General features: G+C 65.1%; 19 protein-coding genes. 9 read left to right on the forward strand and 10 right to left on the reverse strand.

The window, feature by feature from the left end; genetic code table 11:
• Window positions 1-58: 58 nt before the first annotated feature.
• Window positions 59-2749, reverse strand: a complete 2691-nt coding sequence (locus XI09_RS00545; RefSeq protein ID WP_271565207.1) for a flavin-containing monooxygenase — start codon at window positions 2747-2749, stop codon at window positions 59-61.
• A gap of 188 nt (window positions 2750-2937) precedes the next feature.
• Here XI09_RS00545 and XI09_RS00550 point away from each other — a divergent pair, with 188 nt between their 5' ends.
• Window positions 2938-3186, forward strand: a complete 249-nt coding sequence (locus tag XI09_RS00550; protein ID WP_333939009.1) for a hypothetical protein — start codon at window positions 2938-2940, stop codon at window positions 3184-3186.
• 108 nt (window positions 3187-3294) lie between these two features.
• Here the strand turns inward: XI09_RS00550 and XI09_RS00555 are convergent, their stop codons facing one another.
• Window positions 3295-4614 (reverse strand): LON peptidase substrate-binding domain-containing protein, encoded by a 1320-nt coding sequence (locus tag XI09_RS00555; RefSeq protein WP_271565208.1) that lies wholly within the window; start codon window positions 4612-4614, stop codon window positions 3295-3297.
• Window positions 4615-4916: 302 nt separating this feature from the next.
• Between XI09_RS00555 and XI09_RS00560 the strand changes: the two genes are divergently transcribed.
• On the forward strand, window positions 4917-6395 hold the full coding sequence (locus tag XI09_RS00560) for a carboxylesterase/lipase family protein (RefSeq protein WP_271565209.1): 1479 nt from the start codon (window positions 4917-4919) through the stop codon (window positions 6393-6395).
• A gap of 7 nt (window positions 6396-6402) precedes the next feature.
• Here the strand turns inward: XI09_RS00560 and XI09_RS00565 are convergent, their stop codons facing one another.
• The gene (locus XI09_RS00565; protein ID WP_027547875.1) at window positions 6403-6582 is read right to left on the reverse strand and encodes a hypothetical protein; all 180 of its coding nucleotides are present in this window, start codon (window positions 6580-6582) and stop codon (window positions 6403-6405) included.
• A gap of 158 nt (window positions 6583-6740) precedes the next feature.
• On the opposite strand from XI09_RS00565, the gene XI09_RS00570 reads away from it, so the two are divergent.
• A complete protein-coding gene (locus XI09_RS00570; protein ID WP_271565210.1) occupies window positions 6741-7544 on the forward strand; it encodes a DODA-type extradiol aromatic ring-opening family dioxygenase in 804 nt (267 codons plus the stop codon).
• Between the two features lie 26 nt (window positions 7545-7570).
• Here XI09_RS00570 and XI09_RS00575 read toward each other — a convergent pair whose 3' ends face one another.
• The 3 genes from XI09_RS00575 to XI09_RS00585 form a co-directional block, all read right to left on the reverse strand.
• Window positions 7571-7930: a Crp/Fnr family transcriptional regulator gene (locus XI09_RS00575; protein ID WP_271565211.1), complete on the reverse strand. Its 360-nt coding sequence runs from the start codon at window positions 7928-7930 to the stop codon at window positions 7571-7573.
• Window positions 7872-8291, reverse strand: coding sequence for a hypothetical protein (locus XI09_RS00580; protein ID WP_271565212.1), 420 nt, complete (start codon window positions 8289-8291; stop codon window positions 7872-7874). Before XI09_RS00580 ends, XI09_RS00575 begins: the two co-directional genes overlap by 59 nt.
• Before the next feature lie 172 nt (window positions 8292-8463).
• Window positions 8464-8736 (reverse strand): hypothetical protein, encoded by a 273-nt coding sequence (locus tag XI09_RS00585; RefSeq protein ID WP_271565213.1) that lies wholly within the window; start codon window positions 8734-8736, stop codon window positions 8464-8466.
• Window positions 8737-9134: 398 nt separating this feature from the next.
• Here XI09_RS00585 and XI09_RS00590 point away from each other — a divergent pair, with 398 nt between their 5' ends.
• Window positions 9135-9731 carry a Crp/Fnr family transcriptional regulator gene (locus tag XI09_RS00590; protein ID WP_333939010.1) on the forward strand — a complete coding sequence of 199 codons (597 nt, stop codon included), beginning with the start codon at window positions 9135-9137 and terminating at the stop codon, window positions 9729-9731.
• A 9-nt stretch (window positions 9732-9740) separates the two neighbouring features.
• Here XI09_RS00590 and XI09_RS00595 read toward each other — a convergent pair whose 3' ends face one another.
• The 3 genes from XI09_RS00595 to glgC are packed head-to-tail and all read right to left on the reverse strand — an operon-like array spanning window position 9741 to window position 12755.
• Window positions 9741-10001: a SemiSWEET transporter gene (locus tag XI09_RS00595; RefSeq protein WP_271565214.1), complete on the reverse strand. Its 261-nt coding sequence runs from the start codon at window positions 9999-10001 to the stop codon at window positions 9741-9743.
• A gap of 37 nt (window positions 10002-10038) precedes the next feature.
• On the reverse strand, window positions 10039-11496 hold the full coding sequence (glgA, locus tag XI09_RS00600; protein WP_271565215.1) for a glycogen synthase GlgA: 1458 nt from the start codon (window positions 11494-11496) through the stop codon (window positions 10039-10041).
• Window positions 11493-12755, reverse strand: coding sequence for a glucose-1-phosphate adenylyltransferase (glgC, locus tag XI09_RS00605; protein ID WP_271565216.1), 1263 nt, complete (start codon window positions 12753-12755; stop codon window positions 11493-11495). The genes glgA and glgC overlap by 4 nt, the downstream gene beginning before the upstream one ends.
• Before the next feature lie 333 nt (window positions 12756-13088).
• Here glgC and XI09_RS00610 point away from each other — a divergent pair, with 333 nt between their 5' ends.
• Window positions 13089-13526, forward strand: a complete 438-nt coding sequence (locus XI09_RS00610; RefSeq protein WP_271565217.1) for a hypothetical protein — start codon at window positions 13089-13091, stop codon at window positions 13524-13526.
• Window positions 13527-13645: 119 nt separating this feature from the next.
• Here the strand turns inward: XI09_RS00610 and XI09_RS00615 are convergent, their stop codons facing one another.
• Complete coding sequence (locus XI09_RS00615) at window positions 13646-14632, reverse strand: ABC transporter substrate-binding protein (protein WP_271565218.1); 987 nt, start codon at window positions 14630-14632, stop codon at window positions 13646-13648.
• Window positions 14633-15109: 477 nt separating this feature from the next.
• Here XI09_RS00615 and XI09_RS00620 point away from each other — a divergent pair, with 477 nt between their 5' ends.
• The 4 genes from XI09_RS00620 to XI09_RS00635 are packed head-to-tail and all read left to right on the forward strand — an operon-like array spanning window position 15110 to window position 19167.
• The gene (locus tag XI09_RS00620; RefSeq protein WP_271565219.1) at window positions 15110-16210 is read left to right on the forward strand and encodes an ABC transporter substrate-binding protein; all 1101 of its coding nucleotides are present in this window, start codon (window positions 15110-15112) and stop codon (window positions 16208-16210) included.
• Window positions 16188-17210 (forward strand): ABC transporter permease, encoded by a 1023-nt coding sequence (locus tag XI09_RS00625; protein ID WP_271565220.1) that lies wholly within the window; start codon window positions 16188-16190, stop codon window positions 17208-17210. The genes XI09_RS00620 and XI09_RS00625 overlap by 23 nt, the downstream gene beginning before the upstream one ends.
• Window positions 17204-18001 carry an ABC transporter ATP-binding protein gene (locus tag XI09_RS00630; protein ID WP_271565221.1) on the forward strand — a complete coding sequence of 266 codons (798 nt, stop codon included), beginning with the start codon at window positions 17204-17206 and terminating at the stop codon, window positions 17999-18001. The genes XI09_RS00625 and XI09_RS00630 overlap by 7 nt, the downstream gene beginning before the upstream one ends.
• Window positions 17995-19167 carry an acyl-CoA dehydrogenase family protein gene (locus XI09_RS00635; RefSeq protein WP_271565222.1) on the forward strand — a complete coding sequence of 391 codons (1173 nt, stop codon included), beginning with the start codon at window positions 17995-17997 and terminating at the stop codon, window positions 19165-19167. Before XI09_RS00630 ends, XI09_RS00635 begins: the two co-directional genes overlap by 7 nt.
• Window positions 19168-19196 lie beyond the last annotated feature (29 nt).

The raw sequence follows: 19196 nt of genomic DNA on the forward strand, positions 1-19196 counted from the left end.
AATGCCACAAGCACCCAACGCGGCAGGCGGGAAGAGGTTCCCGGCTGCCTTATTGTTGTTAACTCGCGGCCGCCGCGATTCTGTGCCCCGGGCTGGTCTGACCGTGGCTGTGCTCGTCGCCGAGGCTGACCTTCGGCGGAAGCCCGGCAAAGCGCCGCAGGGCCTCGGCCATCTGCACCCGGCCTGGCGCGCCGGTGATCACCACGTCCACCATCGCGAAGGACGAGTGGAAATGGCCGCGCGCCTTGAGCTGCTCGACCGGGACGCCGGCAGCGGCCATCGCTTCGGCATAAGCGATGCCCTCGTCACGCAACGGATCGAACTCGCAGGTGACGACGAAGGCGGGCGGCAGGCCCGCGACCTTGCCCCGGAGCGGCGAGACGCGCGGGTCAATACGGTCGGCCGGCGAGCAGTAGAGGTCCCAGAACCAGTACATCAGCGAGCGCGTCAGGAAGTAGCCGGTCGCATTGTCGTTGTAGGAAGGACGATCGAAGTCGCAGTCGGTGACCGGGCACACCAGGAGCTGGCCGGCAATGTCAGGCCCGCCGCGGTCGCGCGCGAGCTGGCAGGTGACGGCGGCGATGTTGCCGCCGGCGCTCCAGCCCGCGACCAGCACCGGGCCCGGCTTGCCGCCGAGCTCGGCGGCGTGCTCGGCGATCCAGCGCGTCGCCGCATAGCCGTCCTCAGCCGCGGACGGGAAGCGATGCTCCGGCGCGTGGCGGTAGCCGACGCTGACGAACATCATCCCGGTCCGTCGCACCATGTCGCGGCAGAACGGATCGTCCGACTGCTCGTCGCCGAGCACCCAGCCGCCGCCGTGGAAATAGACCACGACCGGATGCGGCCCCGGCGTTGCGGGCTTGTAGACACGATAGGGAAGCGGGCCGTCGGTGCCCGGCAGCGTGCCGTCGACGACATCGCCGATCGGTCGTCCCGCCGGACGGCCCTTGTTGAACTCGTTGACGAAGGCGCGGGCGCCGAGCGCACCCATCGACTCGATCGGTGGCAGGTTCAGCGTTGCCAGCAGGTTCAGCACCAGCCGCACATCCGGTTGCAGCCGCACCACCTCGCCGTCATTGCACTGCGCGGCGACATTGGGGCCGGTGAGCCTGAAGCCGAGCATGCCGCGGCTGACGACCTCATCGCAGATGCTGCGATAGGGGCCGACGCCGCCGGTATAGGGCATCAGGCCCTGCACCTTGCCGGGCACGTTCGCGCCCGTGTACCAGGTGTTGGCGAGCCGGTGCAGCGTCAGCGTGGAGCAGTCGGCCATGTGCCGGCCCCAGCCGGCCTGCGCCGCCTCGGTCGGCTCGATCGTGGTGAAGCCGGCATCGCGCAGCGCGGCAAGGCGGTCGACGACCCAGTCGACATGCTGCTCGATCGACACCGCCATGTTCGACAGCACCGAGGGGCTGCCGGGACCGGTGATCATGAAGAAGTTCGGGAAGCCCTCGACCGTGAGCCCGAGATAGGTCTGTGGCCCCTGTGCCCAGACATCCGATAGCGATTTGCCGCCGCGCCCGGTGATCGGATGCACCGCGCGGATCGCGCCGGTCATGGCGTCGAAGCCGGTCGCGAACACGATGACGTCGACGTCGACGCTGCGCCTGGCCGTGGTGATGCCGCTTGCGGTGATCGCCTTGATCGGCTCCTGGCGCAGATTGACCAGCGTGACGTTCGGCCGGTTGTAGGTCGCGTAATAGTTGGTGTCGAGGCAGGGGCGTTTCGCGCCGAAGGGATGATCGTGCGGCATCAGTGCCGCCGCCGTCTCGGGATCCTTCACGACGACGCCGATCTTCTCGCGGATGAGATCGCAGATCAGCTTGTTGCCGTCGACGTCGACGGCCTGGTCGGCCCAGAGCTGGGTGAGGATATAGACGAGATCGCCCTTGCCCCAGGCCTCTTCGAACCGTGCGCGGCGCTCGGCATCGCTCAGTTGCCAGCTCACGGCCGTCTGCTGCGGATAGGGCACGCCGGCCATCGACTGGCGCGCCTGCTCGCGATAGGCCGCGCGGTCGCCTTGCAGCAGGCTCATGCGGTCCGAGGGCGCGGGGCCGTTGTGCGCCGGCAGCGCGAAATTCGGCGTGCGCTGGAACACGGTCAGATGCGCGGCCTGTTCGGTGATCAGCGGGATCGACTGGATGCCCGACGAGCCCGTGCCGATCACGGCGACGCGCTTTCCCGCGAGATTGACGCCGTCATGCGGCCAGCGGCCGGTGAAATAGACCTCGCCTTTGAAATCCTTGACGCCGTCGATCTCCGGCGGCTTGGGCGCGGAGAGGCAGCCCGTCGCCATGATGTAATGGCGGCAGGAGACCGGCGCGCCATTGTCGGTGCTGAGCTGCCAGCGCTCGGTCGCCTCGTCCCATCTGGCTTCGGTGACCTTGGTCCTGAAGCGGATGTCGCGGCGCAGGTCGTAGCGGTCGGCGACGAAGCCGAGATAGCGCAGGATCTCGGGCTGGGTCGCGTATTTCTCCGACCAGGTCCAGGCCGTCTCGAGTTCCGGATCGAATGTGTAGCTGTAGTCGATGGTCTGGATATCGCAGCGCGCGCCGGGGTAGCGGTTCCAGTACCAGGTGCCGCCGACATCGCCGGCTTCTTCGAGGGCGACGGTCGTGAAGCCGGCCTTGCGCAGGCGATGGAGAAGATAAAGGCCGGCAAATCCGGCGCCGACCACGGCAACGTCGACCTGCTTGGGTGTTCCACGCGCCGCGTCAGAGGCACGCGCAGCAACCATTGCGTCAGGCATGCATTCCTCCCGTACTTTTGTTTTGCCGGCAGGCTATCGCCACAGGCCGGGTTTGTCATCAGAACAAGTGCAATCTTCGGTAGCTGTTTGCGGCGCCATCGTGGCCGCGCGAAGGTTGCCTCAATGCACGCGCCGCAATGCACAATCGCCGTGATTTACCGGGCTAATCAGCCACGATCCGTCTGTGTATGCTTGCGGTTACAAGCCACGCGTACCGACCGGGCGTCATGACAGAGTTGAGTGAGCGGACGAAAGCGAACATGGACGTCGTCCTGGAGGAGACGTGCCGCCAATTGCCGCACGGCGGCGATCACGACAGCCGCAGATTCATCGCCGAGCGCCTGATTGAGGCGGCGCAAGCGGGACACTCCACTCTTGGTGAGCTCGGCATCGTCGCGCGCCGCGCGCTGGCGGAGCTCATCGGCAAGGGCGGTTAGGCGCGACGCTCGAGCGCGCAAGCGAGCCCGGCCTCGCATACCAGGCCGGGCTGTAGCATCGTCGACTGTCTGCCGCACCCCTGACGTCCGCCGCCGGATCGGCTGTCTTTACGGTTGTTCCGGACGGCGGGTCATCAAACCGGCGGCGCGGGCATGCGACACGCCGTGCTCGCCCAGCAACTGAGCTGCCGGGCTTCTCGTCTCCGGAAATATGCCCATGAGCATGTCCGCGCCCGTGACCTCGGGCCGGCCGTGCTCCTGCGCATGAAGCTCGGCACGCTGTTCCGCGCGCTGAAAGGCGGCAGTCGGTTTGGCCTCGCCTTCGCCCTGGACGGCGATGTTGTTCAGACCGCGATCGACATAGACCTGCAAGCTCGTTCTCATCGCCTCGAAATCGACATCGCAGGATCGAAGGAGTGCGGCCGCATCATCGTCGTCGAGCAGGGCGAACAGAAGATGTTCAAGCGTCGCGTATTGATGGTTTCGACGGGTCGCGTGCAACAGCGCACGTCGTTTCGTCGCGTGGAGCTGCGCCGAAGCGGGACGGCCGAAGTCCATGAAGGTGTCGACTTGCCTCAGCCGCGCCACGGCATCGAGGGTTGCCAGAAGCTTCTGCTTGTCGGCCATCGGCAGCCGCAAGCGTGTTGCGATGATATCGGCGACGCGTCCGGGATCGCGCGTATGTTCGAGAAGCGGCCAAACGCCCGGGATGCGAATGTCGCGGGCCGCCGCATAGCGCTCGAAGCGCTTGACGGCACGCAGGATCAACTCGGGTGCGTCCGGGATCGGCCCTTCACTGAGCGCGGCGACTTCGGCTTCGAAAGCGCCGTTCTCGCCGACAACGTTCTCGCCGACAAAGCGATGGATGAGTACGCGGCGGTGGACCTGCGTCAGCACCTTCAGCGTGCCGTCGGGTAGCGGTTCGAGCTCGAGCAGCTGGGCAAGCACGCCAATGGCATGAACGTCGTCGCCTCCGGGCTCATCGACGCCGGACTGTTTCTGGATGGCGAGCACGACCTCGCGCTGTCGCTCGAAAGCACGGTCAAGCGCCTGAATGGTCTTCGGGCGTCCGATGAACAGCGGATAGCTCGCGGCAGGGAACGGGACCAGATCGCGCAACGGAACGGCCGGGTAGGTTGCGATGCCGGCGTGCGGTGCTTCTCGCGTCACAGCAGCTGTCGGCTTGCGGTCGTCTCGATCGGTCTGAAGCATCGCCGACAACGTGTTCCAATCGGCGACGCCGAACATCTTGGAGACCAGCTCCAGGCTCTCGCCGTGGCTTATGTTGAAGGCCTTCGTCTTGAGGGAGTCGCGCAGGGTCTGCGCCATAGCCTTTGCATCGCGAAAATCGCGCATCGATGTCATCCTTTGCAATAAGCGAACCAGGCGTGTCAGGTGGTTGCGTTGCTGACCCGGTCGCTCGGGCAAAGGGTGGCCAAAACAGGCTTCGATACGTTCACCGTCCCCCGGCGGGGGTGCAACCGGCAGGTTGTATCAACCTTGCAAAAAACTCGCTCAAAGCGGGCGCCGTGTCAACCGCCTGTCGCGAGCCGATGGGCCCGGCCGGATTGCAGCGCTGCCGACGGAGCACTAAAGCGCGATGCGACGTGGATGAATCGTCATCGTGCTTTAGGTCTTTGTTTGAGCATGATCTTTTCGGAAAACCGTTTCACACTTCTCCGGATCATGCTCTAGGATATTGCCAAACTGCGCACATCGAGGTCTCTCCGATGCGACCGTTCCTGGCGCTCGCTGTGGCTTTCGTAGTCCTTTGCCTCGCCGGTTCGGCCTTGGCTCAGCAGGTCGGACAGTTTCCATTTGCGCTGACGCGCGAAGGCCAGATGCTCGGCGGCGTCGAAGGCGAGGTGGCCTTCTTCAAGGGGCTGGCTTATGCAGCGCCGCCGGTCGGCCCGCTGCGCTGGCGCCCGCCGGAGGCAACGGCCGAGAGTTCTGAGATGCGCACCGCCTATGAGTACGGCGCGCCCTGCCTCCAGCCGTCGCTGCCGAAGGCGAGCGAAGATTGCCTCACGCTCAACGTGTTCCGTCCCTTCGGCGTCGATGGCCCGCTGCCGGTGATGGTGTTCATTCATGGCGGTGCCTTCGTCGGCGGCACTGCGAACGATCCGATGTTCGACGGCGCGAAACTCGCGCAGGCCGGCCTGATCGTGGTGACCGTGAATTTCCGCCTCGGCGCGCTCGGCTGGCTCACGCATCCGGCGCTGTCGGAAGGCGGCTCCGGAAACTACGGACTGATGGACCAGATCGCGGCGCTGCACTGGGTCCACGACAACATTGCGGCGTTCGGCGGCGATCCCGGAAACGTCACCCTGTTCGGCAGTGGCGCGGGCGCGACGTCGATCGCGCTGTTGATGCTGTGCGAGGCGGCGCGCGATCTGTTTCAGAAAGCCATCCTGCAATCGGTGCCCGGCCGGGTACGCCTGCGCTCGCGTCAGGAGGCGGAGGCCTGGGGCCTGCAATTCGTCGCGACGCTCGGCCCGGACGGCAAGGAGACTGCGCGCGCGATCGAGGCGATACGGCTGCTTGCCGCCGAAAAGAGGCTGCTCGCGAAATTCCCGCACGGCTTCGCGCCAACGATCGATGGACGCCTCGTGACGGAAGATATTGCCGCAGGTTTTGCGGCCGGGCATGAAGGGCGCATTCCCCTGATCATCGGCTCCAACGATGACGAGACGGATTTCGACAGCGAACCTGACATCGCAGAGGCGCTTGCATCGTCCGGCACCACCAGCGATGACCTGCCCAAGCTCTATCCCGACCTCGCCGGAGCTTCAGATATTGCGGCAAGGTTTTATACCGACAAGGTCTTCTCCGAGCCGGTGAGACTGCTGGCTCGTCTGCACGCCGCAAGCGGCGCGCTGACCTTCCGCTATCGTTTCGCCTACGTGCCGGAGGCCCGGCGCATCAATCCGGAGGGCGGTCACGGGCGGGAATTGCAGTTCATCTTCGGTGTGGAAGGCGTGCCCGGTGCCGGCATCTTCTCACGGCGCGATCGCGAGGTCGCAAGCCGCATGCGCAGCTACTGGATCAACTTCGCCAGGAGCGGCGATCCCAACGGTCCCGACCTGCCACGCTGGGACGCGGCGGCAGGCGGCGATCGCCTGCTGCTGATCACGAATGATCGCATCGCGAGCGGAGACGACCCCGTCGCGGAGCGTCTCGACCGGCTCGCAAGTGAGAGCAGAAAATGAGTTGGACTTAGGCTGCGAGCTCGACGCGCGGCGCCGGGCTCAGCCGGTCTTCCTCCAGATAGTCCATCGCGCCGTCCTTCTCGACGGCATAGAACTGCTGGCCTTCCCGCGACTTGAAGGCGGCGCGAACGACGCCGCGGCGGCCCTTGTCACTGTTGACGACGTCCCCCAGCGCAAACTTCCTCATCTCACGTCCTCGTCTTCTGGCCGACTCCTTCGGCCATGGCGGGGATTTTGAAAGGCAAATCGTTAACGGCTTGCTAACCATAGGGGTTTGCCTATGCTCGCCGCCGAACGTGCGGGCAGTTCGCACGCGCATGTTGTCAACGAGACGAGCTTTCGCCCATGACGCGATTTCCGACCCTGTTCCTGTCCCATGGCGGCGGCCCCTGGCCGTTCATGGAGGACCGGCGGGTGCAATATGCCAGGACCGCCGAGGAGTTCGGGCGGCTGCCGCAGCTTCTCCCCGAAAGACCAAAGGCCGTGCTCGTCATCACCGGACATTGGGAGGCCGACGCCTTCACCGTGTCGACCTCGGCGCATCCGCCGATGGTGTACGACTATTACGGTTTCCCCGAGCATACCTATCACCTCAAATATCCGGCGCCGGGCAAGCCCGAGCTCGCAGCCAGGGTGAAGGCGCTGCTCGCGCAAGCCGGCCTCGATTGCCGCGAAGATGCCAATCAGGGTTTTGATCACGGCACCTTCGTGCCGCTCGGCCTGATGTATCCGAACGCCGACATGCCGATCGTGCTCTTGTCGCTGAAATCGACCTACGATGCGGCCGAGCACATCAAGGTCGGGCAGGCGATCGCCTCGCTGCGGGACGAAGGCATTCTGATCGTCGGCAGCGGGCTCACCTATCACAACATGCGCGGCTTCAACCGGCCGGAGTCCAAGCCGGTCTCCTACGATTTCGAGGCCTATCTGAACGAGGCGATCAGCGCGCCGGATGCGGCGCGCCGCAACGCGATGCTGGTCGATTGGGAAACCGCGCCGAGCGCGCGCCTGGCCCACCCGCGCGAGGACCACCTGCTGCCGCTGATGGTCGCGGCCGGCGCTGCCGGCAGCGACGTCGGCCACCGCGTCTTCGTCGACGAGGTCGCAAACGTCGCGATGGCGTCGTACATGTTCGGCGGCCAGCCTTGAATCGCGCGTCAGCAAGCCGTCACGGCTCACGCTGACGTCGCGTCGATCCTTCTCGTATAATCCGTTCCCAGCAACTGCTCATAACGAGCTCTGACGGCGGCGTAACATTCGCACGCGCCCTCCTGTAGCCCGTCGGCATCCAGGATCCTGATCTTGCCGCGCGCGTATCGGATCAGACCGGCCGCTTGCAGCGTGCGCGCGACCACGGTCACGCTCGATCGCCGAACGCCCAGCATCTGTCCGAGATATTCCTGCGTGAACTGGAGTTGATCGCTGCCGGACAAATCGCGCGCGCGCAGCAGCCAGCGACAGAGCCGGGCCTGGACGCTATGCGAGGCGAAGCACGCTGCAGATTGCTGGGCCTGGGCGTAGACGGCCTGCCTCATGCCGCATGAGGAGCGCCAACAGCTTGTGATTGTGAAGTGCGGCCGTCTTCAGCGCGTCGATATTGCAGACGACGATGTTTCCGCCCAGTTGAACGATACCGCGGCTGAGAGACATCCGCCCGTCCAGGGCCGCGGCTGCACCAACGACGCCATCGATGCCGACCATCGCAGTTTCGATCATCTCGCCGGTCGAAAGAGCCACGACGAGCGAGACCACTGCGCCGGCAGGAAAGTAGACGGAACGAATCTCCTGGTCAGCTTCGAACAGCAGGGAGTGCTGCTCGAAGGCGACGGTCTTCAAATATGGCTCGAGGATTTCGAGATCGGCTTCGGAAAGCTGCCTCAGCAAGAGGTTCTTCATTCTTCGCTCCTGGGGACAGGCGGGAGCGCAAAGAACTCTCAGCTATCGGTGCCTCATGCGGATATCCGATAATGGAACAACAGTAAGAGCAGTACCGCACATAGCGAGTCTTTTTTTCACTATGTCAGGTTTTGACATAATGATCGTCGGGAAATTCCGGTGCCGTAAAACGTCAGTAAGGCTCGTCCGCATCTGCAGCGAGACAAGCGGCCGATGCGACGGGCTCACATGTCTCGGCGAGCAGCCGAATGCGATACAAGGGCTCTCGTCCGGAGCCCAGAAGCTCGATCCGCCATTCGGCATTTTCCTTGAGCCCGCAGCCTCGGGCCAGATCCCCGAAAACTTTCGTCGTTTCCGTCCACGCTGATTCCACGTCCGCGATCTCGGCCAGATGTTCGATCGTGCCGCCGTCGCAATTGGTAATGCGGAAGTAGTGGTTGGGCATGATGCGCTCCGAGCGGCAGCGAGGGATATCGCTTAGTCCAACCGGGCCCGCCGAATTATGTCCGGTAACGCACATAGAGACCTTGGGCGCGGGCAAGGGCGAAAGCAAGTGAAATCGGCGGAAGGTTGCAGACTGCCTCTCGAGATAGTTGAGTAGCGGCGAACCATCGGTAGAAAAGCGGCTCATGCGCACGCCACAGTGCTTATGCGCATTTATGTCTGTTTCGCTCGATTTCGCTGTCGCGCTATGGTTGTGTCTATTACTTTATGATCTTTCCGAAGAAATTAGATGGCGTCGGCGGACCCATTCCAGAACGCTTTTCTCAAGTCGCTCAGTCCGGCCGACTTCGCGGTCATTCGCCCGCATCTCAAGGTCGTCGAGCTCCTGGAGGGGCTTCGGTGATCGAGCTTGGCCAAACCGTTGCGTGGGCTCATTTTCCGCTCACAGCCGTCGTGTCTCTCGTTGTCGAACTTGAAGCGGGAGAACGGATCGAAGTGGCGTTGGTCGGCCGCGACGGCATTTTGGGTACTTTTGGCGTATTGGGAGAACCCGTCGCACTGGTTCACGCGGTCGTATTGGTGCCGGGTGTGGCTCTGCAGGTCGAAGCTGCTCGCCTTCGCGCTCTCGCACAGCAGAGTGTCGAGTTCCGGGAGGGCCTGACGCGTCACAGTCAGGCCCTGTTCGTTCAGGCCCAGCAATCCGTGGGCTGCAATGCATCCCATACCGTCGAGGCGAGATTGGCGCGATGGCTCTTGCGTGTTCGGGATCTATCCGGCAGCGACCGCTTCAAGCTCACGCAGGAATTGATGGCCGAGATGATCGGGGTTCGCCGGAACAGCGTCTCGTTCGTCGCCCATGCTCTACAGGAAGCGAACGTCATTCGATTCAGCCGCGGTCACATCGAGATCGTCAACGTCGCCGAGCTCAACAAGGCCACCTGCGAATGCTACCGTGCGGTGAAGTTGCAATACAAGCGGCTTCGTTTTTCTGACTGACGAGGAAGCTCAGCCGTATCTCAGCTTCATCACCAGAATGCCGCCGGCGAGCAGCATGGTGATGGCGTTCGAGGCGATCAGCGGGGCGTCGCCGCTGAGCAGGCCGTAGACGAGCCAGAGCGCCAGGCCCAGCACCATGACCAGGAACATGCCGAGCGAGATGTCGCGCGCCGAGCGGGTCTTCCAGACCTTGATGAACTGCGGCGCGTAGGCGACGGTGGTGCAGGTGGCGGCAGCAAAGCCGATCAGCTTGATCGCGAAGGGTTCCATGCCGATTCTATAACATGGATTCGGCGGCGGTCATGCGTCAGGGACGGCGGGATTCCATCAGGCCCCGATACAGCGCGGCATAGTCGCCGGCGCGGTTGCGCCAGGAGACGTCGGTCGCAAGGCCGCTCAGTTGCAGCCGCCGCCAGGTCAGCTTGTCGTGGAAGGCCGTGTTGGCCTTGCGCAGCGTGCCGGCGAGGGCATTCGCCGTCACCGGGCCGAACTTGAAGCCGGTGGCATCGCGGCCGGACGCGTCGGCCTCGCCGATGTCGACGATGGTATCCTCGAGACCGCCGACGCGCGAGACGATCGGCACGGCGCCATAGCGCAGCGCGCAGAGCTGGGTCAGGCCGCACGGCTCGAACCGCGACGGCACGATCAGCGCGTCCGAGCCCGCCTGGATCAGATGAGCGAGGATCTCGTCGTAGCCGATCACGACCCCGATCCGGCCGGGATTGGCGCGTGCCGCCGCCTGATAGCGGTCCTGAAGATCGCGGTCGCCGCTGCCGAGCAGTGCGAGCTGCATGCCTTCACCCAAAATGGTCGGAATGGCCTCGAGCAGGAGATCGAGCCCCTTCTGCCAGGACAGCCGGCTGATGACGCCGAGCAGGGGGGCTTCGTCCGAGGAATCGAGATTGAATTGTTGCTGAAGCACCGCCTTGTTCGCAGCCCGGAATGCGAGGTCTTCCGCACTGAAGCGATAGGCGATGTGCGAATCGGTCTGCGGATTCCACACTGCGATGTCGATGCCGTTGAGGATCCCGCTCAATGCGCCCGCGCGTGCGCGCAAGAGGCCGCCGAGCCCCATGCCGCCCTCGTCGCTCTGGATTTCCCGCGCATAGGTCGGCGATACCGTCGTGATGCGATCGGCGAATTGCAGGCCGGCCTTCAGGAAGCTGATGCCGCCGAAATATTCGAAGCCGTTGACGTCGAAGGAGCTCCACGGCAGGCCGATCGCACCGATCAGCTCGGGAGCGAACTTGCCCTGATAGGCCATGTTGTGGATCGTCATCACGGTGCCGGGCCGCGGCCGATTGTCGTAGTGCAGATAGGCCGGCGCGAGCCCGGCCTGCCAGTCATGGGCGTGCACGATGTCGGGCACGAAGGCCGGCACGAGGCCGTGGCCGATGTCGGCCGCCACGCGCGACAGCGCCGCAAAGCGCACGCCATTGTCCGGCCAGTCGACGCCTTCGGCCGTGACATAAGGGTTGCCCGGCCGCGCATAGAGATGCGGCACGTCGAGGACGAACAGGTCGAGCCCGTCATGCGCGCCGGCGAGCAGCCGGCCCGGCCCGCCGAAATAGTCCGGCCAACGCCGGATTTCCTCTGCGCCGGAAATCTGCCGCATCACGTCGGGATAGCCCGGCATCAGGGTGCGCATCTCGACGGCATGCGCCTTCAGCGCGATCGGCAGCGCACCGGCGACATCCGCAAGGCCGCCGGTCTTGACGATGGGATAGACTTCAGAGGCGACCGCGAGGACGCGAACAGGCGTCATGTATTGAGCCTGTCGATCATCGGCTGGGTGATGAGGGAGATGCCCTGCTCGGTGGTGCGGAAGCGTCTTGCATCGAGTTCGGGATCCTCGCCGATGACGAGTCCCTCGGGGATCTCGACGCCGCGGTCGATCACGACGTTCTTCAGCCGCGCGCCGCGCCCGACATTCACATAGGGCATGATCACGGCGTTCTCGACATTGGCGTAGGAGTTGATGCGCACGCCGGTGAACAGCAGCGAACGGCGCAGCGAGGCGCCGGAGATGATGCAGCCGCCCGAGACCAGCGAGCTGACGGCCTGGCCGCGCCGGCTCTCCTCGTCATGGACGAACTTGGCGGGCGGCGTGATCTCCGAGTAGGACCAGATCGGCCAGGCCCGGTCGAACAGATCGAGCTCCGGCACCACGTCGGTGAGGTCGATATTGGCCGCCCAATAGGCGTCGACCGTGCCGACGTCGCGCCAATAGGCGCGGGGATCGCTGCCGGAACGGACGCAGGAGGTCGAGAACTGGTGCGCGATCGCGCGGCCGTTCTTGACGATGTAGGGAATGATGTCCCTGCCGAAATCGTGGTTGGACTTCGGATCCTCGGCGTCGCGCTTGAGCTGATCGAACAGAAATTTCGCGTCGAACACGTAGATGCCCATGCTGGCGAGCGAGACGTCCGGCTTGCCCGGCATCGGCGGCGGATCTTTCGGCTTTTCCAGGAACTCCTGGATCCAGCCGTTCTCGTCGATATGCATGATGCCGAAGCCCGAGGATTCCGCGCGCGGCATTTCGAGGCAGCCGACGGTGACGTCGGCGCCGCTGTCGACGTGCTGGCGCAGCATCACCTCGTAGTCCATCTTGTAGATGTGGTCGCCGGCGAGCACGACGATGAAGCGGGCGTTGTGCGACTCGATGATGTCGATGTTCTGGTAGATCGCGTCGGCCGTGCCGACATACCACATGTTCTCGGAGACACGCTGGCTCGCGGGCAGGATGTCAAAGCTCTCGTTGCGCTCGGGGCGGAAGAAGTTCCAGCCCATCTGAAGATGCCGGATCAGGCTGTGCGCCTTGTACTGGGTGGCGACCGCGATGCGGCGGATGCCCGAGTTCACCGCGTTCGACAGCGCGAAATCGATGATGCGGGACTTGCCGCCGAAATAGACCGCGGGCTTGGCGCGCCGGTCGGTCAGCTCCAGAAGTCGGCTGCCGCGTCCGCCAGCCAGGACGAACGCCAGCGCCTGACGGGCGAGCGGCTCATTTCCGACGGCACTCATGTCATCCTCCCACTCTTCTCTGGCGCAAGTCGGAGCCCTCGCGAGATGCCTCTCGGCCGCGCACCATTGGAACCGATAGTAACGGTACGAATAGTAAATCGGGAAGGTGGTTGTTGGTTGCGAACGCGCGGGAAGCTTAATGCTTTGCCGTGGTGATCGGCCGTCGGCGTCGTCGCGCCGCGTGCCGGCTCCCGGCGACCCGCTGATCATATTTGAGGCATGCACGGGCTCTTGTGCGCCGCACGCAAAATCGAGGCTTTGACTTGGCGCAAGGATGCCCGATCATGGTGCGTGTTCCTTTTCCAAACGAAACGTCAGACAGGGAGCAAGACGATGAGGATCTGGACAACGGCAATTGCCTGTTCGCTGGCGGGCGTGGTCATCGCCAGCCAAATCGGGCAGGTGGCGGCAGCCCCGCTGCCGACCAACGTCGCGGCCATGAAGGCCGCGGCCGGCGACGACGTCACGCAGGTGCATTGGCGCGGCGGCGGCTGGGGATGGGGTCTCGGCGGCCTCGCGGCCGGCGCGATCATCGGCGGCGCCATCGCCAGCAGCGCGCCTTACGGCTATGGCTATTATGGCGGACCCTACTACGGCGGCTATGGATATCCGGGCTACGGCTATGGCTACGCGCCGGCCTATTACGGCTACGGGCCGGCCTATGCCTATCCGCGATACTATCGGCCCTATCGTCCGTATTACGGCTACCGCTATGGCTACTACCGGCCGTACCGCGCTTACTACCGTCCCTATTACCGCGGATATTGGTGATCGCGGTTAAAGCGAGAGCCACACGATCAGGCTCATGCAGGCGAGATGCGCGAGCACGATCGCGGCGAGATGCAACGGGCCGGCCTTGAGGCGAAGCCTGTGCATCCCGCCGGCTCCGCCTAATTCGATCCAGCGGCCGCGGCGGTGAAGCTGCGGTCGACGGCCTGGTTGACGTCGAGCTTCTTCGGCAGGATGCCGTAGCGCGTCGAGCGGTCGGAGGCTGCCTGGATCTCCTTCACCACGTTCTCGTCGATCACGATCGGGCTGGTACGCTGCGCGGTGTAGGCCGACAGCAGCACGTCCTCCGGCAGCCTGGTCAGCTCGGCCGTGCTCCTGGCGTATTCGGCAACATGATCCAGTGACCACAGCCGCGCCTTGTTCAACCGCTGCACCAGGTCCTGCACCGCCGCGCGCTTGGTGGCGATGGCATTGTCGGAGGCGACGATGAAGGTGATGGTCGGCGTCAGGCCTTCGCCGTCGGCGATCACGCGGGCCTTGTCCTTCAGCGTCGCGAAGGAGACATAGGGCTCCCACACCGCCCAGGCGTCGATCGAGCCGGCGACCAGCGCGATCTTGGCATCAACGGGACCGAGCGGCGCGAAGGTCGCCTCCTCCAGCTTGATCTGCGCCTTCTCCAGTGTCGCGTCGATCAAGAACTGGCCCCAGCCGCCACGTGTGCCGGCGAGGCGCTTGCCCCTGAGGTCGGCCGCCGACTTGATCGGTGAATCCTGGCGCACGAGGATCGCCTGCGTCTTCGCATCCGAGCGTGTGCCGCCGATCGCCTTGATCGGCGCACCCGCCGCATACACCGACAGGAAGGACAGATCGCCGGTGTAGCCGACGTCGAGCGCGCCGGCGTTGAGCGCTTCCAGGATTGGAGCTGCGGCCGGGAATTCCGACCATTCGATCTTGTAGGGCAGGTCCTTCGCGTAGCCGGAGATCTCCAGCAGCGAGCGATTGCCGCCCTTCTGGTCGCCGACGCGCAGCACGACGGTGTCGGCCGCGAGTGATGCGGCTGCCGTCGATAGCGTGATGGCGGCCGCCAGCAGCGAGGCCGCAAGTCGGCGCGTGATCGAATGATCGAGAGAGGAGGAGTTGATGCTCATGTGATCTGTCTTGTTGGTTTGCTAACGGCGCGTGAGCGAACGATGCAGCGGGACGATCAAGTCTATGAGCGCGCGATGCGCAGTCAATGAAATGGCCAACCGTATTGCGCACGCGATGGGCAAGGACGTTTCAACGAACCGCCGCTTTCGGGAAAGCGACGTGCGCCGGCGCAAAGCGGCGCTGCAATGATGCGGATGCCGCAGTCGCGATGGAGATCGCGAGTGGACCAAGCAGCGAAAATCCTTTCATCGTCCCTGCACGCGCCGATGGAGAGAATGACTTCGCTTCGCGCAACATTCGAAATTCCATTTCATTGACGATGCCACGGGTGCACCGCATGATTTGCGCATCGCATCAACGCGGCGCCGGAAGCGCCGACGGAAAAACTTTCTCTCAACGCAGCTCCGCCCGGAACATGCGCAACGGCATTGGTTGCGCAAACGGCGGAGACGTGCCAGCGCAGGAGCCAGGGGCCGATGAACAACGAGAACAAGCGCGCCGGATCGGGTCTCGACCGGCGCCATCTGCTCCAGGCGGGGTTGGCTGCGGCTTTCGCCGCGCCGCTCGGTGCGCTCGGCGCACAGGCCTTCGCGCCGCAGGCGATCGGATCCGGCGTCGATTTCTCGGAGTTCCCGCTGTGCCGGACGGCGGCAGATAGCCCTGCGCTCACCGGCGCGCCGCGTAAGCTGAAACTGTCGTGGAACGCCGGCGCGGTCTGCCTCGCGCCGCTGCCCGTCGCCATCGAGCACGGCTTCTTCCAGAAGCAGAATCTCGACGTCGAGCTCGTCAATTATTCCGGATCGACCGACCAGCTCCTTGAAGCGATCGCGACCGGTAAGAGCGATGCCGGTCTCGGCATGGCGCTACGCTGGCTGAAGCCGCTGGAGCAGGGCTTTGACGTCAAGATCGCCGCGGGCACCCATGGCGGCTGCATGCGCGTGCTGACGCGTACCGATTCCGGCGTCGCCAGGCTCGCCGATCTCAAGGGCAAGATCGTCGCGGTCGGCGATCTCGCCGGTCCCGACAAGAACTTCTTCTCGATCCAGCTGGCAAAACTCGGCATCGATCCGGTCAAGGACGTCGACTGGCGCGCCTATCCCGGCAATCTCCTCAACGTCGCGGTCGAGAAGGGCGAGGTGCAGGCCTTCCTGTCGTCCGATCCGCTCGCCTATCTCTGGCTGAAGGACAGCCACTACAAGGAAGTCGCGTCCAATCTCGACGGCGAGTACCGCGACAAGAGCTGCTGCATCGTCGGCCTGCGCGGCAGCCTGGTGCGCGAGGAGCCGCAGGTCGCGCGCGCCATCACGCAGGCGCTGCTCGATGCCGCGATGTTCACCTCGCAGAACCCGACGGTGGCGGCAAAGTCGTTCCAGCCCTACGCGCCGAAGGCGGCGACGCTCGCCGACATCGAGGGCATGGTGCGCTACCACACCCACCACCATCATCCCGTCGGCGAGGTGCTGAAGCGCGAGCTCAAGGCCTATGCCGACGACCTGAAGAGCGTGCAGGTCTTCAAGCAGAGCACCGATACTGCCAAATTCGCGGAGCGCATCTATGTCGACGTATTCGCTGTCTGACGGCCTCGCCTCCGGCGCGCCGCGCCTCTCGCGCACGCCGCTGCTTGCGAGCTGGGTCCGGGAGTCCGGCGTCGGCGTTCTCGCCAGCGTCGCCTGGATCGCCTTCGGCCTGTCCTGCCTGTGGTGGGACGATGTCGGCGACTGGTCGCGCACGGATTCGCTCGGCATCGCCGCCTTCGTCATCGCCGCCGTCGCGCTGTTCGGCACCGTCGGTGCCGACTATCTCGGCTCGGCGGGCAAGGCGTTGCACCAGCGCGCGCCCTGGCTCGTCGCGCTCGGTGCTTTCCTGACCTTGTGGGAAGTCGCCACCGCAAAATTCGCCTGGCTGCCGCTGCCGTTCTTTCCGCCGCCGCAGTCGATCATCGAGGTCTACACCGACGACCTGCCGAAGCTGCTCGACAGTGTGTTCGCCTCGGTCAAGCTCCAGCTCGGCGGTTATCTGATCGGCGCCACGGTCGGCTTCCTGACCGGCGTCTCGATCGGCTGGTCACGCGCGGTTGGCTATTGGGTGCATCCGGTGCTGCGCTTCATCGGCCCGCTGCCCGCGACCGCCTCGCTGCCGATCGCCTTCTTCACCTTCCCGTCGAGCTGGAGTGCCTCGACCTTCCTGATCGCGCTGGCAACCGGCTTCCCCGTCACCGTGCTGACCTGGTCGGGCGTCGCAAGCGTCAGCAACGCCTATTACGACGTCGCGCGCACGCTGGGCGCAAAGCCGTCCTTCCTGGTGCTGAAGGTCGCGATCCCCGCCGCGCTCCCGCATGTCTTCGTCGGCCTGTTCATGGGGCTCGGTTCGTCCTTCGCCGTGCTGGTCGTAGCCGAGATGATCGGCGTCAAGGCCGGCCTCGGCTGGTACCTGCAATGGGCGCAGGGCTGGGCCGCTTATGCCAACATGTACGCAGCGCTGATCGTGATGTCGCTGCTCTGCTCCGGCGCGATCACGCTGCTGTTCGCGATCCGCGACCGCCTGCTGGTCTGGCAGAAGGGGACCGTGAAATGGTAGCCGCAGCTCTCGCCGAGACGATCACGCAGCCGGCCGCCGGCGCCGCGCTGGACATCGAGCAGGTCAGCCACGCCTTCGACATCGACGGTGCCGAGCTGCCGGTGCTCAGCGACGTCAGCATCTCGGTCGAGCCGGGCGAGTTCGTCGCGCTGCTCGGCCCGTCCGGCTGCGGCAAGTCGACCTTGCTGCGGCTCGTCGCAGGTCTCGACAAGCCCAAGGCGGGGACGCTGCGGGAGGACGAGGCCCGCATCAGAAGTCCGCATCCCTCCCGCGTGGTCGTGTTCCAGGATCCGACCCTGTTTCCGTGGCGCACGGTCTGGGACAACGTCGCCCTGGGCCTCGAGGCCCAGGGCATCCTCAAGAGTCAGCGGCAGCGCGTGGATGACGCGCTCGATCTTGTGGGGCTGTCGTCCTTCCGCAATGCCTATCCGCACCAGCTCTCCGGCGGCATGGCGCAACGTGTCGCCTTGGCGCGTGCGCTGGTCAACGACCCCAAAATCCTCATCCTCGATGAACCGCTCGGCAAGCTCGACTCGCTCACCCGCATCACCATGCAGGCCGAGCTCGTCTCGCTCTGGCAGCGCAAGGGGTTCACCACGCTGCTGGTGACGCACGATGCCGAGGAGGCCCTGGTGCTCGCCAACCGCGTCATCGTCTTCAGCGACCGCCCCGCACGCGTGAAGGCCGACATCCGCGTCGACCGTCCGTATCCGCGTCATCGCGGCGATCCGTATCTGGCCGACCTGCGCCGCCAGATCCTCGGCCTTCTGGGATTGGATGCCACATGGTGACCTCCATAGCCAAGGGCCGCACGGCTGTTAGCGAACCCGACTACATCGCCCGCGCCGAGGCACTGGCCGAAGCCTTTGCCGCGCGCGCGGCCGAGCACGACCGTACCGGCAGCTTTCCGTTCGAGAATTTTCGTGAGCTCTCCGAGGCCGGCCTGCTGTCGCTCACGGTTCCCGCAGTCCATGGCGGGGCCGGTGCCGGCGCACGCTACGCCGCGCGCGTCATCGGCATCGTCGGCAAGGCCGATCCGTCGACCGCGCTGGTGCTGTCGATGCACTACATCAACCATCTCGTCATGGCGCGCAGCCCGACCTGGCCGGCGCGGCTGTCGCGCAAGCTTGCGCGCGAGACGGTCGAGGGCCTCGCGCTCGTCAATGCGCTGCGTGTCGAGCCCGAGCTCGGCTCGCCTGCGCGCGGCGGCCTGCCGGCGACGATCGCGCGGCGGACCGAGACGGGCTGGCGCCTGACCGGCCACAAGATCTATTCGACGGGTTCGCCGATTCTGAAATGGTATCTGGTCTGGGCCCGGACCGACGAGGCCGAGCCGCGTGTCGGGCAGTTCCTGGTGCCGGCAGGACTGCCGGGCACCCGCGTCGTCGAGACCTGGGACCATCACGGCCTGCGTGCCAGCGGCAGCCACGACGTCATTTTCGACGACGTCGTGATCCCGCTCGATGCCGAGGTCGATGTTCGCAAGCCGGCGGACTGGCGCACGCCCGACGTCACGCAGGCGACCGTCCACACCATCTTCGTTGCCGCGATTTATGACGGTGTCGCCCGCGCCGCGCGCGACTGGCTGATCTCGTTCCTGAAGCAACGCGTCCCCGCCAGCCTCGGCGCGCCGCTGGCGACCTTAGCCCGCGTGCAGGAGATCCTCGGCGCCATCGAGGCCCGGCTCGCGGTCAATGCGCGGCTGATCGCCTCCTTTGCCGGCGACTTCGACGACGGTGTCGAGCTTTCGGCGGCCGAGTCCAATGTGATCAAGCTCTCCGTCACCAACAATGCGGTGGCCGCCGTCGAGGACGCGCTGTCGCTTACCGGCAATCACGGTCTCTCCCGCGCCAATCCGCTGGAGCGGCACTATCGCGACGTGCTGTGCGGTCGGGTGCACACGCCGCAGGACGATTCCACGCGCATCGGCCTCGGCCGCGCCGCATTGGGCCTCTAGCCTTTCCGCAAAACAATCAGGGAGACGAT

The organism is Bradyrhizobium sp. CCBAU 11386, from assembly GCF_028128955.1.
Taxonomy (GTDB): domain Bacteria; phylum Pseudomonadota; class Alphaproteobacteria; order Rhizobiales; family Xanthobacteraceae; genus Bradyrhizobium.